We start from the raw sequence: 17,070 nt of genomic DNA on the forward strand, positions 1-17,070 counted from the left end.
CAATTTCATTTGTCGCACAATGATCAGGAATTTAGATTGAACTGATAACGAATTTTTTGATTGGACCGACAATGGCAAACACCGTTCTTGAAGTAAAACAATTATGTAAAACATTTGCGCAGCGTACGGTAGTTGATCACGTTTCTTTTCAAGTTCATGCTGGGCAAACTATAGGCTTACTTGGGCCTAATGGTGCTGGAAAATCGACCACCGTGAATATGATTTGCGGACTCTTAAAGGCGGATCAGGGTGAAGTCTTGCTTGCAGGTGAATCGATGTTTGCCGCAAACAATAAAGCCAAATCGCTGTTGGGGCTTGTGCCACAAGATTTAGCTTTGATTGATGATATTTCTGCGCGCGAGAATTTAAAGTTATTTGGCGCTCTATATGGATTAAGTGGCGGTATTTTACAAGAGCGGTGTGACATCGTCCTCGATATGGTCGGTTTGACAGAGCGTGCAAAAGACAAGCCTGCTTCTTTTTCTGGTGGGATGAAACGACGTTTAAATATTGCAGCGGCATTAATACATGATCCACAACTATTGATACTCGATGAACCAACGGTTGGCATCGATCCACAAAGCCGCAACGCCATTTTTGAAACTTTGGAAATCCTGAAATCACAAGGGCGCGCTTTAATTTATACCAGCCACTATATGGAAGAAGTTGAGCGCCTCGCTGACCATATCGTGATCATGGATCATGGCAAAGTAATCGCCAACGAGACTCCAGCAGAATTGCTACGACGATTGCCAGCACAAGCCGCTCTCCATGTGTGTTTACGGCAGCCAATCTCACCGTTCATTCTTGAGCAATTGAAACAACAAATGGGCGTGACTGAGCTTGTTTTAACTGATGCTAACAAGACACTCGAGATTGCTTTACAGACCCAAGAGTCCGCCTTGCCCGTATTGAATTTTCTGCGGCAAGTGGCCGGTGAGATTGCGCATTTTTCGACGGCAAAAAGCAAGTTGGAAGACGTCTTTCTCAGTTTGACTGGACGTAGTCTACGAGACTAGTTGGTTTGATTCTTTGTTTTTACGAATCGTATTACATATTCATTTGATGAAAGCTGGTGATCTATGATGATTCCCTTATTTGCGCTAATTCGCAAAGATATTATTTTGTTTTTACATGACAAACGCGCATTGGTATTAACACTGTTGATGCCAATTTTGTTGGCTGCTTTCTTTGGTTACTTGACTGGTGGCAGCGGGAAAAAAGAAGCAGCAAAAATTGACATCGCTTTAGTGCAGCTCGATACGCATGTGATTAGTCAAAAAATTGTTGACGGGCTAAAAGCAGACACTAGCTTGCAAATACAAGAGCTCAAATTAGATGAGGCACAAAATTTGGTCAGAAAAGGCAAGTTGGCCGTGGTGATTGTATTGCATCATGGATTCGGTGAGGCTGCTGGAAGAGCATTTTTTAATGCAAAAGAAAAACCAGATTTGCCGCTGTACTATGATCCGTCGCAGACGACTGTTCTAACGATGATTAAAGGGATTCTAACGCAGCATGTGATGCAAAGCGTCAGTGCGGAAATGTTTTCAGGCAAGACCGGTACAGCGATGGTTCAACAAAGTATTGCCGAACTAGATGCTGCGTCAAATCAAAATAAAGATCAAGCGAGTCAAGGAGATCAAATCGAATTGAGGAATTTCTTGCAGGAGCTAAAAAAATTCCAGCAGCATCAACAAAAGACGAACGATGCAAGTGCGCAGAATTTAAGCGCCGATGGGTTAAGTGCTAGTGCCTCAAGCGAATCCGCCGAAAAGGCTTCAGGTCTAAGCATGCCTTTTAAAACAAGCGAGCGTGCGTTGACAGCGAAAACAGGTGAAGCAAGTAACTACAATGGATATGCTCATTCCTTTGCAGGTATGACTGTGCAATTTATATTGTTTCTTGCAATTGATGCGGGAATTGGGATTCTTTTAGCGCGTAAGCAAGGCTTATGGAATCGCCTATTGGCTGCACCAATCGGGATCAAGACCGTGATTATCGCTCGCGCTTTTTCTTGTGCATTGATCGCTTTTTTTATTAGTTGTGTATTGTGTCTGGTTGCTGTGTTGGTATTTCAAGTTGAGATTTTGGGAAGTGTGCTCGGCTTAGTCGGTATTGCTATCTGCTTTTCTCTGATGACCGCGACCTTCGGTCTGCTGATTGCAGCCTTCGGTAAGACACCAGAAGCAGCGCGTGGTATTTCGACCTTTGCGACTTTGATCTTGGTGATGTTGGGTGGAGCTTGGATGCCATCGTTTTTGTTTCCTCAATGGCTGCAGAATTTGACGGTATTTATTCCTACTCGTTGGGCAGTCGATGGATTTGATGCAATGACGTGGCGAGGCTTGGGAATTGACGCTGCGTTGTTACCGATGGGCGTCTTGCTTGGATTCGCATTGCTATTTGGGGGACTCGCGCTATGGCGGTTTGGTCGCGAACAATATGCAAGATAGCTGCACGAAGTCGATCATACGGCTTAACCCAAAGTTGAATTCGTATCGAAACGTAACAGAACAGGCTTACTTGTTTCAATCGCATACAAAACAGCTAGTTTAAAATAATTTATGTACAGGAATTAAAAATATAATGTCGAGACTTTTTCATCAATACTGTGTAGACAATGAATCATCTGCCATCTTCAAGAACGACTATCGCTTTGGCGATTGCTAGCCTGTGTACTTTCGGCCAAATTTCCATTGCTTTTGCACAGCAGGAACAAACCGAATCGGAAAAGTTAGAAGCCGCGAAGAAAAAATCAGAAGAAGCGACCGCACCTAAATCAGTAGTAGAGAGCCGTCGACGTGCTATGCAGAACAACACCGTCAACACGAAGCTAGAGAAAAATGATGGCAAGGAAACGCAGAACGTAAATCAATTACAAAAAGTAACAGTGAATGGAAACAAACAATCGGATCTTGATTTACGTCGCAATTCGATCGCGGGAAAAATTGTCGTCGGTCGCGAGGAATTAGATCGAGACGGCGACTTTACTGTTGGTGAAATCCTTAAACGTTTGCCCGGCGTAACTACCGGAGGTCGACCAGGTCGCGGAGGTGATGTGCGCATGCGTGGTATGGGTGGCGGCTATACACAAATTCTGGTTAATGGTGAACGTCCTCCGCGCGGTTTTTCGATGGAATCTTTATCGCCTGATCAAGTAGAACGAATCGAAGTGATGCGTGGACCTGTTGCCGAGTTTAGTACACAAGCGATTGCGGGCACTATTAATATTATTTTGCGAGAAGAATTTCATCCTAAAGACATTGATGTGAAATTGGCGCTGGGATTGGAGCAAGGTAGAGTCGCTCCAAATTTATCAGTGACCTATCCTGGTCAAATAGGCGATTTCAATTATGTATTTAGTGGCTCTGTATTTCGTAATGGTCAACGCGATTATTCAAATGCGTTGCGAGTAGAGCAGAGTGATGACGGCATAATCCAATTAGTACAAGATCAAATTGATCAGACCAAGCGGCAATCAACTGGCATTCACTTAACACCAAGGTTAAGTTATAAATTGGAGAATGGTGATAATCTGACGGTGCAGCCGTTCTTGATGAGTTCGCGCTCACAGTCGAATAGCCATTCGCAAATTTCCCAAACCCCTGAACTACTTGATCCGATTACGCTAAGGGCACCCGTGGCGTTGGCAAATTCCCAGAGTCATTCTGATTCCACTATGATGCGATTGAATGCGAATTATCAACATCGATTTGAGGATACTTCTAAACTGACATTGCGTGCTGGCGTCAGCAGTGGTCGTGCCGATAGCGACAGTTTGCGTACGCAGTTTGCAAAGAACGGAGAGCAACTCAATTTAATTAGCGATGTTAATAATACGCGCGACACGGGATTGAGCTTCGGCGGAAAATATACAACGCCCATCGGTGATAAACAGAACCTAGCTGCTGGTTGGGATATGGAGCGTAGTCAACGTGAGCAGAAGCGAGTTTCACTCGATAACGGTAAGCCGCAATTTACCGAGTCTGGCGACAATTTAGAGGCCTCAACTAGACGCTTAGCAGCTTACATACAAACCGAAATTGACTTGAGCACTCAGTGGTCAGGTTATGCTGGCATCCGTTGGGAAGGAATACAAACACATAGTAGTAAAGCCAACTATGTAGTCGACAATTCGACTAGCGTGATTAGTCCTATCGTGCATGCTGTTTATCGCATCCCTGACTTTGGTAAAGATCAAATTCGTATGAGTTTGACGAATAGCTATCGTGCACCGGCCTTGAATGATGTGATAGCGGTTCCCGCAATTTCTCCTTTGAATGGCCCAACTCGTCCTGATCGCAGTGGTAACCCAGACCTGAAACCTGAACTATCCCGTGGTATCGATATCGCTTACGAGCACTATTTAAAATCAGCGGGAATCATGAGCGTTAATTTGTTTGTGAAAGAAATTGATGATCTGATTCGACGTCGTACCGAGTTAGTTAAAACAGGCAATGATTATCGCTGGTTAAATTCACCAATTAATATTGGTCGCGCAATTGCTAAGGGAGTTGAGCTAGAAGCAAAATTTCAGCTGCAAGAATTCTTTCCTCAAGTCCCAGCGATCGATGTCAGAACAAACTACAGCCGATTTTGGTCTAGTGTTGACGACGTCAAAGGTCCCAATAATCGCCTAGATCAACAGCCAAGTCAGACTGCGAATTTCGGTTTGGATTATCGCGTAAGTGGATTGCCACTAACTCTGGGCGGAAACTGGAACTGGACACCTGCTTATGTGAATCAGATCAGTGACACCCAGTTATTGAGTATTGGTATCAAACGCCAAGTTGATGTGTATGCGCTTTGGAAATTCTCACCCAATTTTAAAATACGTTTGGCAGCCAATAACTTACAGGCAAACGATTATCTGAGTGGAAATAGTCTGACGATCAATAACGTTAATTATTTGCAGAACAATCGATCTCGCACTTTTACGGTATTTAATTTAAGGCTGGAGTTGAAGATTTGAAGATTCGTTTCAAAGTGAAAGTCTTTTCGACTTGTTATTCACGTTTAGCTTGCGTGGATTGTGTCGTCTAGGTCATCTGTTTTATGCGACACAATATGAATCAGACCGGATTGCGCAGCTTGTTGCGGATGCCGCATGACGCGATTGTAAAAGTCATCAGCTTGCATTGCCTCAGTGTGAACGATACCGATGCAAGCGTTACGACCTGATTTTTTTACCATATATAATCCTTGGTCAGCAAAATTCACGACTTGCGCCCACTTTACGAGATGAGGTTGATGCGGCATGAATGGGAAGCTCGCGTAACCGACTGAGCAGGTTCGAGAAATTTCGATTTCATCCAATAATTTAAAAGTCGTATCAGCAACAACTTGCCTTATGCGCTCGGCGACGATTGCAGCATCTTTGCGATTGCAAGTGCGAGCAACCACAAGAAACTCTTCGCCACCCCAACGCACTAAATAATCTGATTCGCGGAATACATTCTTTAAGCGGTCGCGCATTTGCATCAACACCATGTCGCCGCAGGCATGTCCATAGGTATCATTGACCGATTTAAAATGGTCTAGATCAACCATAAAAAACACCAGATCGCTATCAGCTGGATGATTTAAAAGTTCATTTGGACTACTGATTTGATCTTCATAAGCGCGAAGTGTACGCGCCACATCGCTTTCGATATTTTGTAATAAAAAACGTCGATTACGTAATCCAGTTAATGGGTCGGTAATGCTAACTTCTTCTAATTGATTTTGCGTTTCACGTAAGGCAGTTAATGTCGCTTGTAATTGTTTGTAAGCAGATGCATTATCTAAGGCAATTGCGCCATAGGCAGCGAGTGTTCGTAAAATAGAACGTTCACGTTCTCCATAAACATGGGCTCTGGTTGATTGGATAGACATGACGCCTAGAAGTCGATCACCGATCATGAGCGGTGTGTAAAGCAGACTTAATGTTGCCACAGTACCCGGAATAATAAAACGACCTGTAGCACCTGGTTCTCGCTCTAATATAATTTCTTGTCGTTCGCGTGCGCAACGTGCGAACGAGGATATGGGATGGTCTAAAGCAGTTTCAAAACTCGGAATAGGTACACCATTTTCAATTCCAAAAACGAATCGCAGTGTATTGCCATCTGGTTCGAGTAGCGATATGCCGAAACTCGTGGCATCAAGTAAGTCGTTGACATGTCGATGCAGTGCCTCAAATACGGATTCAACATTGAGATTTGCGGTCAATTCTCTGCCAATCAAACCTAAGGTCTCCAGTGTGTTACTGGCTTCTTGAAGGCTGGCAGCACGTTCAGCTTCACTTGCGGCAATCTTACGATGATATTCTGCATCGGCGCGATGACGCGTATTTTCATAACGCACTTGCATCGCGATCGCACGATTGTGTGCCTCATGTAAGCGATGATTTTCTTTTGCTTTGGCAGCGAGCTTTGAATAATGAAATGCTGATTCAAAATCAGAGATGCTTGCATAAGTGTCTGAGATGCTGTCCAGTAAATCTGCAGGAATGCAGATGCCTTTGATCGACTGACACAAGCTTAATGCTTCAAGTTGATAATGCAAGCTTAGATTGGCTGCAGGAACTTCCATCCGCAGAGCATTTCCATCAAAATCAGGATGTTTTCGTGCCAATTCGGCATATACCCGTAAGCACTTTATCTGCTCGTCGATATTTTGATGCTCACGTGCGATGTGTAAAGCATGACGAATTTTTTCATGTGCTTCGTTAGGTAAATTTAGTCGACAATATGCGATTGCTTGCCCACGCCAACAGTCTGACAAAAATATTGCTTCGTTATGCGCTTCTATCCGTTCGGCTGCTTGTTCAAAATACTGTAGCGCCTGGTTTGGCAATCCAGTATCTAATGAAAGATCGCCTAAATAAGCCAAGGTGTGTGCATAGGTGCGAGAACTAGAGATTTTGGCTTGCGACTCTAAAGACTCTATTAGCTTGTCTTTTGCTTCTTCGAAACGCCCAAGTAAGCGCAGCGCATTTCCGGTTTGTAGCAAGGCAATGGCTACTGAGCTTGGCCATTGATTATGGCGAGCAAATTTTAAAGCAATTTCATCCCATTCTAAGGCTGCATTCATATCACCTAGAGTGGCAAACGAGTCGCCAGCATTCGTCGCTGCCAAAATCGCTTGGCGAATCTGTCCAGTCTCAAGTGCTGCGCTATGCGCTTGTATATGTAAGCGACATGATTCACCCATTTCGCCGATTTTATTGGCGATGATAGCGCGCGCGCTAGCTAGCCATGCAAGCACTGCGGGATGATAATTATGCTCGGGTTGAAAATGGTTCAGTAGTTCGGTATTTGTATTTTGTGGATCTCTGATGGCGCTATTGTGCAATTGGCGCGCGAATGCGATTTGCACACGTAATGGATCGCCGGCCCGCTCATAATGTTCTTTTGCTGCTTGCAAACATCGGTCGCGCTGCAAAATATCGCCTAAGTCTCGATATATAGAACAAAATAAAAAATAGCTGTCGCCAAGTGCGGATTGATCGCCATTTTCTTCAAACAAGTGAAATGCTTGATTGGCTTCGCGTCTTGCTTGTTCTAAATCACCAAAAAGCCAGTGAATTTCTGCTCGTATCAAGGCTAGATGAGCTTTGATTGTACTGGATTCTTTTTCACTTAATGCGTGATCGTCCGACAGCAGTACAGCTTCATTTACCAGCAATAGTGCGCGTTGACAATCACGTTGCCGTAAATGCCAAGCGAGAGGGACTAAAACGTTCAAGCGAGCCAGTGTATCTTCAGACAAAAGCGCAGCTTCTAGTCTGGCGATCTCTGTGTCTGGTACGTACAAATCCATTTCTGCCTTAGGTGATTGTTCGATGTTTTAGTCGATGACGAAAATATAGCGTCGTCGAATTTAACATAAAGGCGCATCGCTTGAAATACGCCATTTTGCTCAATCTAACAGTGTTTTACGATTGCTCTAAATTCTGATTGAATTGTAGTGAACTAAAGATAACTGTTTAATTTATATTTTTATGAATAATATTAATCAGAACAGGGCAGACGTCACTTTCAGAACTTCATCAATGGTTGTTACGCCATCGATAATTTTGTGTGCTCCGGCAATCCGTAAAGGCTTCATATCATCTTGAATAGCCTGATTTCTGAGTGCGTGAATGTCAGAATCTTGTTGTATTAATTTACTGAAGGTCTGTGTCACGGTTAATAATTCATATAAACCGGTACGGCCTTTGTAACCTGTTTGACGGCACTCCAAACAGCCAACGGGACGGTACACCGTCTTAGGTTTTTCAATAGGCCAGTCCTCAACGGTGGCAGACCAGACAGGATCTGGGATTTCTCCATCACTGGTTTTGCAATGTGGGCACAAAGTTCTTACTAAGCGTTGCGCCAGAATGCCAATGATGGTTGCTTCGAGTAGATAATAGGGAACACCCAATTGAAGCAAACGCATAATGGCAGAAGGCGCATCGTTGGTGTGTAAGGTGGAAAGAACCAGGTGGCCAGTGAGCGCAGCTTGAATTGCCATTTCTGCCGTCGCTAAGTCACGAATCTCACCGACCATAATGATGTCAGGATCTTGACGCATCAATGCGCGAATCCCATCGGCAAAAGATAAATCAATATTGGATTGCACTTGCATTTGATTAAATGATGCCTCCACCATTTCAATCGGATCTTCTACCGTACACACGTTGACATCGGAAGTGGCTAGCGCCTTTAAGGTTGTGTATAGCGTAGTCGTCTTGCCTGATCCCGTTGGTCCTGTCACCAGAATAATCCCATGCGGTTTTTTTGTGAGTTCATCCCAACGAATCGCATCATTGGTAGGAAAGCCTAATTCAGGCAAAGTTTTTACCACGACTTCTGGATCGAAAATACGCATCACCAATTTTTCGCCAAACGCGGTTGGTAAGGTTGATAAACGTAATTCAACTTCTTGCCCGTCTGAGGTTCTCGTTTTTACTCGTCCATCTTGCGGCCGACGTTTTTCAATCACGTCCATACGACCAAGTAATTTGATCCTCGCGGTCATTGCGATCATGACGACAGCTGGAACTTGATACACTTGATGTAATACGCCATCAATACGAAACCGAATTGCTGCCATGTCGCGCTTCGGTTCCAAGTGAATATCCGAGGCTCTTTGTTCGAAAGCAAACTGCCATAGCCAATCAACGATATTGATGATGTGCTGATCATTTGCGTCAACTTGTTTATTGGATTTGCCAAGCTCGACTAGTTGTTCGAAATTATTTCTGAGTGCAACGTCATTCCCATTCGATTTGCGCGCATCCTTGATTGATTTCGCTAAGGAAAAAAATTGTGCTGTGTATTGAGCAACATCGAGTGGATTGGCTAGAACTAATTTAATTTCTTTCTTTGTCAGTCTCGAGATTTCGTCAAACCAAGCAGCATTGTTGTATGGATCGGTTGTCGCAATGATGACGCTGTCATTGGTCGCATCCACAGGCAAAATATGAAATCGTGTGGCGTAGGTGGACGACATCACATCAGAAACTTTTGTAAAGTCGATTTTGAGCGGATCAATGCGATAAAAGGGAATGCCAGCTTTGCGAGCAGCCCATTCAGTCAGCCAATCGAGCGTCAGTAATTGTTGCGGGCGTAGTGCTGAATACAATTTTGACTGAGCAATCGCGGTAAAAGGATGCATGCTCTCCGGACCGTTTTTGTGTATTCCTCGCGCGTGATTAAATGCGGCTTTGGCGTCTTCTTTTTTTACGATGCCATCTTCTATCAGCCACGTAAAAATTTGCTGCATACTTAAACTTTTAATTGGTCCGCTATTCATGTTGTTCGCTTCAATTTATTGGCTAATGGAGAGTGAAACTTGATTGATGTTAGTTTGATTTATTTTTGCGTTTTCGCCAATCCATCAACCCATTGTTTTGCTGGAAGTTTGCAAGATTCGTGAATTTGTTGTGCTCTTTGGTACAAAATTTCAAGATCTAATTTTAAACGAGGCTTGAACGCGACCGCGACCACATTGCCTTCGTGGACTTCTGGTAGGCATAAGACAGTACCAAATACATAGCGCAAGACTTTGATATTTTTAGCAAAGCTAGGATGGTCGCCGAATAAGTTCACAGTCAAGATACCATCCGCTTTTAAACAGTCAAAGCAAGCTTGATAAAATTCTGTGCTGTCGAGTACGGGACCGCGTGCTGTTGCGTCGTATAGATCGACCTGCAATGCATCAAACTGATTGTGATTGACTTCATCACAAACGAATTCGAATGCATCAAGTTCCTTGACTGATAAGCGTTCATCATTGGTAGGTAACTTAAACATGCTTTCGCAAATCATGATCACTGCTGGATTTAAATCGACCGCGGTTACCTTTGCATTCGGAAACTGTCGATAGCAAAATTTAGTGAGCGCGCCTGTTCCTAGTCCTAACTGTAATATGTGTTGTGGCTCATCCTTAAACAACATCCAACACATCATTTGTTGTGCGTACTCTAATTCAAGCCAATCTGGTTTGCGCAAACGCATTGCGCCTTGAACCCATTCAGTGCCAAAGTGAAGGTAACGCACTCCATCGTGTTCGGAAATAGTGACCGGAGCAAATTTAGGTTTACGTCTTTTTTCAGCTCCACTTGGGCCTGATCGATAATTTGATTCAGCTTCAATAGATTTTCGTTTGATCAGCATATTGGGGATATAAGGTGAAATTGATTATCATTCAGTTGATGATTGCACAAGTGCTAGTCTAAATAAAATTTAAAATTGCACTTAGCTTATATAAAGATTCATTGTAAGCCCTTCGCCAGTATAAATGCTATTGGTCTATCACTAAGTGATGTGAGCTTACTCATGTTTAAACCTTCTCGCTGGAAGGCCTAAAATGTCAACTAAATGTTAAATTTGACGTTATAGTGAAACAGGTCTAGGAAATTTCTGATGCTTATCGAATTTGTTAAAAGGAGTCTATCTTGAAAAAAATGATTACGATTGCGACGCTTATTGTTGCGACTATGACCTTAAGTGCATGTGTATCAACACGTACTTCGGGCAGTGTTTATCGCCCTTATCAAACTCAAAATGAAATGTCAGTACGTATGGGAGTTGTAGATTCCGTGCGTGAAGTGACGATAGATGGCGGGCGTAGCGGTGTGGGTACATTAACTGGTGCTGCGTTGGGTGGCTTAGCTGGTTCAAGCGTCGGCGGTGGCCGCGGATCGACAGCGACAGGCATAGTTGGTGCGGTTGTCGGTGGCATTATCGGTAATAATGTAGAAAGCAATGCAAACACGCGTAAGGGGCTAGAAATAACTGTTCGTTTAGATAACGGTGAGTTAAAGGCAATCACGCAAGATGCAGATGAAAGTTTTCGACCGGGCGATAGAGTACGCTTGCTTTCAGATCGTAGAACAACGCGTGTTACCCATTGATTGATGTGCATTGATGCGTGTTGACTTGTATTGCACGTATTGGTTTCTTTAGAATAAATTGCATAGATAAAGTCACCCTAGTGGTGACTTTATTCTTTTTATAAGCCCTGATTCCTTGACTCCAGAAGTTATAATCACGCTTTCGGATTTCTTCGTTGATGCTCTTGTTATGCTGCAATTTACGCTTTATTCTCGTTCCTACTGCCATCTTTGCGATGACATGCTAGTCCAGCTTAAAAGTGCCTTACAAGCTATCCCGCATTTAATTGAGGTGATCGATGTCGACGCAGATGAAAAACTAGTAGCGCAATTTGATGAATTAGTTCCTGTTTTGTTTGCTCGCAAAGATGAGCAAGAAGCGCGACAAATCTGTCATTATTTTTTAGATGAAGTGAAACTGAAGGCATACCTTAATGAACACTAAAAATACAGGTAGCCTTGAGAATTTGTCTTTGTTTGATTATGAGGATGAGTTAATTTGTGGCGTCGATGAGGCGGGACGAGGTCCACTTGCTGGGCCTGTTACCGCTGCGGCTGTGATACTTGATCCAGCTCATCCAATTGAAGGATTGAAAGACTCTAAAAAACTCAGTGAAGCCCAGCGCGATTTGTTGGCTGAGCAAATTAAGAAGTATGCTTTAGCATGGTCGATTGCGGAAAGCTCAGTGGAAGAAATCGATACATTGAATATTCTGCAAGCGACGATGTTAGCGATGCGTCGTGCAGTTGAAGGCTTAAAGATCACGCCAAACCTAGCTTTGATCGATGGTAATCGTTGCCCTGTGATGCCAGTCAGATCAGAGGCGATTGTGAAGGGAGACGATAAGGTCGCAGCCATATCTGCAGCCTCGATTTTGGCAAAAACAGCACGTGATCATTTACTGGCTGAGTTACATAGTGTTTATCCGCAATATGCCTTAGACCAACATAAGGGTTATCCCACTGCATTGCATTTAGCTAGACTCAAAAAGTTTGGCGTTTCGGCTATCCATAGAAAATCATATGCCCCAGTTAAAGCATTGTTGAAAGATATCTAAATGAAGCAAATTAGTTCTCGTGATAACCCACTGTATAAAGAGCTAAAACAGTTAGCTAGCTCAGCAAGTGCGCGTAAAAAAGCTGGTAGAACGATTTTAGATGGCGTTCACTTATGTCAGTCTTTTTTACAGTATGCAAGCGTTCCAGAATATTGTGTGATTTCCGATGCAAGTATAGATCTACCTGAAGTTGCCGATTTAATTCACGCTTGTCAGAGCAAGAACGTCAATTGCATCGTTTTGCCAGACAACATGTATCAACTCATGAGCCAGGTTGAAAACGGGATTGGCGTGATGTTTGTTATTAAGACTCCGCAGCATACTAGTCCTACAAATCTTACATCGAATGCCGTTGTGCTCGACAATTTGCAAGATCCAGGTAATCTTGGCTCAATTTTACGCAGTGCGGCTGGCGCGGGTATTGAACAAGTATTCTGTAGTATAGGAACAGCTAGCGCGTGGTCGCCCAAAGTATTGCGTGCTGGTATGGGGGCACATTTTGCTCTGCAAATTTATGAGTCTGTTGATTTGTATGCTTTGTTGCGTGAAGCCACCATTCCTGTGCTAGCGACCAGTTCACATACATCTACAACGATTTATCAGGTGAATTTAAATCGACCTGTAGCATGGTTGTTTGGACATGAGGGGCAGGGAGTCGATCCTGCTTTGATGGCATTGGCAACCGAGAAAGTCACAATTCCGCAGCGAGACGCGATTGAGTCATTAAACGTTGCAGCAAGTGCGGCGATTTGCTTTTTTGAGCAGGTTCGGCAACGAATTTCTTAGTTCAATTTATTCGCCACACTTGAGATTGTCAATCTGTATAAGGTTTTTGCAATTCGAAAGGTTTTAACGATCTCATTGATAATTAAAACCTTTACTTGTAGATGCGCAAAAGAGGACGCATTACAGTCGAGAATCCGGCTTTACTTCCTGCAAAATCGTAGTAGCAATTTCTTCGATTGACTTCGCCGTCGACGATAACCAACGAATTCCTTCTCGTTTCATCATAGCTTCCGCTTCATTCACTTCGTAACGACAATTTTCCAGAGATGCGTATTTGCTTCCTGGACGTCGTTCATTACGAATTTCCGACAAACGTTCTGGTGCAATGCTTAGACCGAAGATTTTTCCTTTAAATTCAGGCAAAGCAGAGGGGAGTTTTCCACGTTCAAAGTCATCAGGAATTAGAGGGTAGTTCGCAGCCTTAATCCCATATTGCATCGCTAAATATAGCGTAGTTGGCGTTTTGCCAGAGCGGGAAACACCGACCAAAATAACATCTGCCAATGACAAATTTTTGTTTGATTGGCCGTCGTCGTGGGCCAAAGAGAAATTAATTGCTTCGATTCGATTCTTGTATTCTTCTGTATCTGCGATGTTGTGACTCCGACCGACGGTATGTGTTGACTTAATTCCTAACTCTTCTTCTAAAGGTGCAACAAAAGTTTGGATTAAATCCATGTGTAAACCTTTAGACTTAAATATCACGTTCGCCAATTCAGGTTTCACCAAGGTAGAAAATACAATTGGTCTGTTTCCAGTTTGTTCAAATGCTTCATTAATGCGCCTTACTGCATCTTCTGCTTTTTCTATATCATCAATAAATGGCAGGCGAACTTGTTTAAATTTGAGATCGAATTGTGTAATTACAGAGTGGCCAAACGCCTCGGCGGTAATGCCTGTGCCATCAGAGACAAAAAAAACGGTGCGATTAGCAATCGGAAGTGCATTTGAAGAGTGGTCTGGCATAGGTATTCAATCTGAATTTGAAAAACGAAAGTGAGGATAAATTGTACTGTAAATGATCCAAGCCAAGCTGGCTGTATGGTGAAATTGACAGTTTGTGTGCGTAAAATATATCGAGCAAATAAATGCACAAATTTTCTCCATCAAATGTGCATTTTGCAGCGCACAAGGTAAAATGCATAGCAAAACTAGCGTTGTTGTTGGAAACAGAATAATAAGAAAGACCGATGATCAACCTATCCATGCAAGCCATTGCGCATCTCAATACCTAGCGCAATACCTTGCAAGGAAGCAGTGCGAAAGATTTCTTATCATCAAAAAAGAGGTTGTTATGTCTAACGCAGCAAATACCGAAGCGACTTATGTTGCTTCGTTTGAGAACTTACGGATGACTGATGTCGATTCCGTCGGTGGTAAAAATGCTTCACTTGGCGAAATGATTAGCCAGCTTGCTTCGGCAGGTGTACGTGTTCCGGGTGGTTTCGCCACGACGGCACAGGCTTTTCGAGATTTCTTATCTCACAGTGTTGATGGTGGTTTGCCATTAGCGCAACGTATTGCAGATCGTCTGGCATCTTTGGATATCGAAGATGTGAAAGAACTTGCAAAAGCCGGTGCTGAAATTCGTCAATGGATTATCGACACGCCATTCCAGCCACGTCTGCAAAAAGAAATAGAAGAGTTTTACAATAAACTGGTTGCTGATTGCACTGCCGAAATGTCATTCGCTGTGCGTTCCTCTGCTACCGCAGAAGATTTGCCAGATGCTTCATTCGCAGGTCAACAAGAGACTTTCTTGAACGTGGTTGGTATCGACAATGTGCTCGAAGCGATGAAACATGTATTCGCTTCTTTGTACAATGACCGCGCAATTTCTTATCGCGTACACAAAGGCTTCACACATGCAGAAGTGGCTTTGTCTGCTGGCGTACAACGCATGGTGCGTTCTGACCTAGGCGCAGCTGGTGTGATGTTCACGATTGATACTGAGTCTGGTTTTAAAGACGTCGTGTTCATTACTTCAAGCTATGGTCTCGGCGAAACCGTGGTGCAAGGGGCAGTCAACCCTGACGAATTTTATGTGCATAAGCCGATGCTCGAGCAAGGCAAATTGCCGGTGATTCGTCGCAATATTGGTTCCAAATTAATCAAGATGGAATTTACTGGCGAAGCAAAAGCAGGACGCTCAGTAAAAACGGTTGACGTGCCGATTGAATTGCGTAATCGTTATTCTTTGAACGATACAGAAGTAGTTGAACTGGCGAAGTATGCTGTCATCATCGAGAAGCACTATGGTCGTCCTATGGACATCGAGTGGGGTAAAGATGGTCGTGACGGCAAACTCTACATTTTGCAAGCACGTCCAGAGACAGTGAAGTCACAGCAAAAATCGACCGACGCACAACAACGTTTCAAACTCAAAGGTACTGGTGCGGTGTTGGTTTCAGGCCGTGCGATTGGCCAAAAAATTGGCGCGGGTCGTGTACGTGTGATTCACGATCCATCCGAAATGGAACGTGTACAACCAGGTGATGTGTTGGTGGCAGATATGACCGATCCTAACTGGGAACCTGTCATGAAACGCGCTTCGGCGATCGTGACAAATCGTGGCGGACGCACTTGTCACGCGGCGATTATTGCTCGCGAATTAGGCGTGCCAGCCGTGGTTGGTTGCGGTGATGCCACTGATTTGTTGAAAGATGGTACTTTGGTGACTGTATCTTGTGCAGAGGGCGACGAAGGCAAGATTTACGACGGTTTAATTGAAACCGAAGTGACAGAAGAAGTACGTGGCGAATTGCCGAAGTTACCTTTGAAAATTATGCTGAACGTGGGTAATCCACAGCTGGCATTTGATTTCCAATCCGTACCGAACGAAGGCGTTGGTTTGGCTCGCTTAGAATTTATTATCAACAACAACATCGGCGTGCACCCAAAAGCGATTTTGGAATATCCGAATATTGATCCTGATTTGAAAAAAGCAGTCGAATCCGTCGCACGTGGTCACGCATCGCCTAAAGCTTTTTATGTTGATAAATTGGCTGAAGGTGTCGCTACCATTGCCGCTGCTTTTTGGCCTAAAAAAGTCATCGTGCGTTTATCTGATTTCAAATCCAATGAATACAAAAAGCTGATTGGCGGTACACGCTACGAACCGGATGAAGAAAATCCAATGTTAGGCTTCCGTGGCGCTGCACGTTACTTAGCAAGCGATTTTGCAGAGTCTTTCGAGATGGAGTGCACGGCAATGAAACGCGTGCGTAACGACATGGGCTTAACCAATGTCGAGATCATGGTGCCGTTTGTTCGTACTTTGGGTCAGGCTGAAAAAGTCGTCACTTTGTTAGCTAAAAATGGTTTGAAACGTGGCGAAAATGGCTTACGTTTGATCATGATGTGTGAAGTCCCATCCAACGCAATTCTGGCAGATGAGTTCTTAGAATTCTTCGATGGTTTCTCCATTGGTTCCAACGATTTGACACAATTAACTTTAGGTCTGGATCGTGACTCCGGTATGGAACTGTTGGCAGCCGATTTTGATGAACGCGACCCTGCGGTAAAAGCCATGTTGTCACGTGCGATTTCTGCTTGCCGTAAAGCTGGTAAGTACGTCGGCATTTGTGGTCAGGGTCCTTCTGATCATCCAGATTTTGCAGAGTGGTTGATGGCTGAAGGAATCGAATCGATTTCTCTGAATCCAGATTCTGTGATTGATACTTGGAAGCAGTTGGCAACTGTCGCAAAGTAATAGATAACAAGATATAGTTAAAATTAAACGCGAAGATTCGAGAGGTTCTTCGCGTTTTTTTATGTTTATTTCATCATGTTGTCATAATAGTTATTAAGAATAGCCTCAAGCAAAATAAGAAATAAAACACATTCGAATTCGTTCAA

General features: G+C 43.6%; 12 protein-coding genes. 8 read left to right on the forward strand and 4 right to left on the reverse strand.

Annotated features, from left to right (window positions below):
- Positions 1-71 precede the first annotated feature (71 nt).
- The 3 genes from KDM92_RS00555 to KDM92_RS00565 all read left to right on the forward strand — a co-directional run bounded on the left by KDM92_RS00555 (position 72) and on the right by KDM92_RS00565 (position 4,975).
- Positions 72-1,019, forward strand: coding sequence for an ABC transporter ATP-binding protein (locus KDM92_RS00555; protein ID WP_212682536.1), 948 nt, complete (start codon positions 72-74; stop codon positions 1,017-1,019).
- Between the two features lie 63 nt (positions 1,020-1,082).
- Positions 1,083-2,456 (forward strand): ABC transporter permease, encoded by a 1,374-nt coding sequence (locus tag KDM92_RS00560; protein WP_230408100.1) that lies wholly within the window; start codon positions 1,083-1,085, stop codon positions 2,454-2,456.
- A 167-nt stretch (positions 2,457-2,623) separates the two neighbouring features.
- A complete protein-coding gene (locus KDM92_RS00565) occupies positions 2,624-4,975 on the forward strand; it encodes a TonB-dependent receptor plug domain-containing protein (protein ID WP_230408101.1) in 2,352 nt (783 codons plus the stop codon).
- Between the two features lie 44 nt (positions 4,976-5,019).
- Here KDM92_RS00565 and KDM92_RS00570 read toward each other — a convergent pair whose 3' ends face one another.
- The 3 genes from KDM92_RS00570 to KDM92_RS00580 form a co-directional block, all read right to left on the reverse strand.
- A complete protein-coding gene (locus KDM92_RS00570; protein WP_212682537.1) occupies positions 5,020-7,806 on the reverse strand; it encodes a diguanylate cyclase in 2,787 nt (928 codons plus the stop codon).
- A gap of 195 nt (positions 7,807-8,001) precedes the next feature.
- Positions 8,002-9,786 (reverse strand): type IV pilus assembly ATPase TfpB, encoded by a 1,785-nt coding sequence (gene tfpB / locus KDM92_RS00575; RefSeq protein ID WP_212682538.1) that lies wholly within the window; start codon positions 9,784-9,786, stop codon positions 8,002-8,004.
- Positions 9,787-9,845: 59 nt separating this feature from the next.
- Positions 9,846-10,649: a spermine/spermidine synthase domain-containing protein gene (locus KDM92_RS00580; protein WP_212682539.1), complete on the reverse strand. Its 804-nt coding sequence runs from the start codon at positions 10,647-10,649 to the stop codon at positions 9,846-9,848.
- Between the two features lie 281 nt (positions 10,650-10,930).
- Between KDM92_RS00580 and KDM92_RS00585 the strand changes: the two genes are divergently transcribed.
- The 4 genes from KDM92_RS00585 (at position 10,931) to KDM92_RS00600 (ending at position 13,212) form a co-directional block, all read left to right on the forward strand.
- Positions 10,931-11,389, forward strand: a complete 459-nt coding sequence (locus KDM92_RS00585; protein ID WP_373295212.1) for an outer membrane lipoprotein — start codon at positions 10,931-10,933, stop codon at positions 11,387-11,389.
- A gap of 115 nt (positions 11,390-11,504) precedes the next feature.
- Positions 11,505-11,813 carry a glutaredoxin family protein gene (locus tag KDM92_RS00590; RefSeq protein ID WP_329603107.1) on the forward strand — a complete coding sequence of 103 codons (309 nt, stop codon included), beginning with the start codon at positions 11,505-11,507 and terminating at the stop codon, positions 11,811-11,813.
- Positions 11,803-12,426, forward strand: a complete 624-nt coding sequence (gene rnhB, locus KDM92_RS00595; protein ID WP_212682540.1) for a ribonuclease HII — start codon at positions 11,803-11,805, stop codon at positions 12,424-12,426. The genes KDM92_RS00590 and rnhB overlap by 11 nt, the downstream gene beginning before the upstream one ends.
- Complete coding sequence (locus tag KDM92_RS00600; RefSeq protein WP_212682541.1) at positions 12,427-13,212, forward strand: TrmH family RNA methyltransferase; 786 nt, start codon at positions 12,427-12,429, stop codon at positions 13,210-13,212. It abuts the gene before it with no gap.
- Positions 13,213-13,332: 120 nt separating this feature from the next.
- Here KDM92_RS00600 and ppsR read toward each other — a convergent pair whose 3' ends face one another.
- Positions 13,333-14,178, reverse strand: a complete 846-nt coding sequence (ppsR, locus tag KDM92_RS00605) for a posphoenolpyruvate synthetase regulatory kinase/phosphorylase PpsR (RefSeq protein ID WP_189344085.1) — start codon at positions 14,176-14,178, stop codon at positions 13,333-13,335.
- A 328-nt stretch (positions 14,179-14,506) separates the two neighbouring features.
- On the opposite strand from ppsR, the gene ppsA reads away from it, so the two are divergent.
- On the forward strand, positions 14,507-16,924 hold the full coding sequence (gene ppsA, locus KDM92_RS00610; protein ID WP_212682542.1) for a phosphoenolpyruvate synthase: 2,418 nt from the start codon (positions 14,507-14,509) through the stop codon (positions 16,922-16,924).
- Positions 16,925-17,070: the final 146 nt, after the last annotated feature.

The sequence above is a fragment of the Affinundibacterium baiyunense genome (assembly GCF_018139645.1).
Lineage (GTDB): Bacteria > Pseudomonadota > Gammaproteobacteria > Burkholderiales > Burkholderiaceae_D > Undibacterium > Undibacterium baiyunense.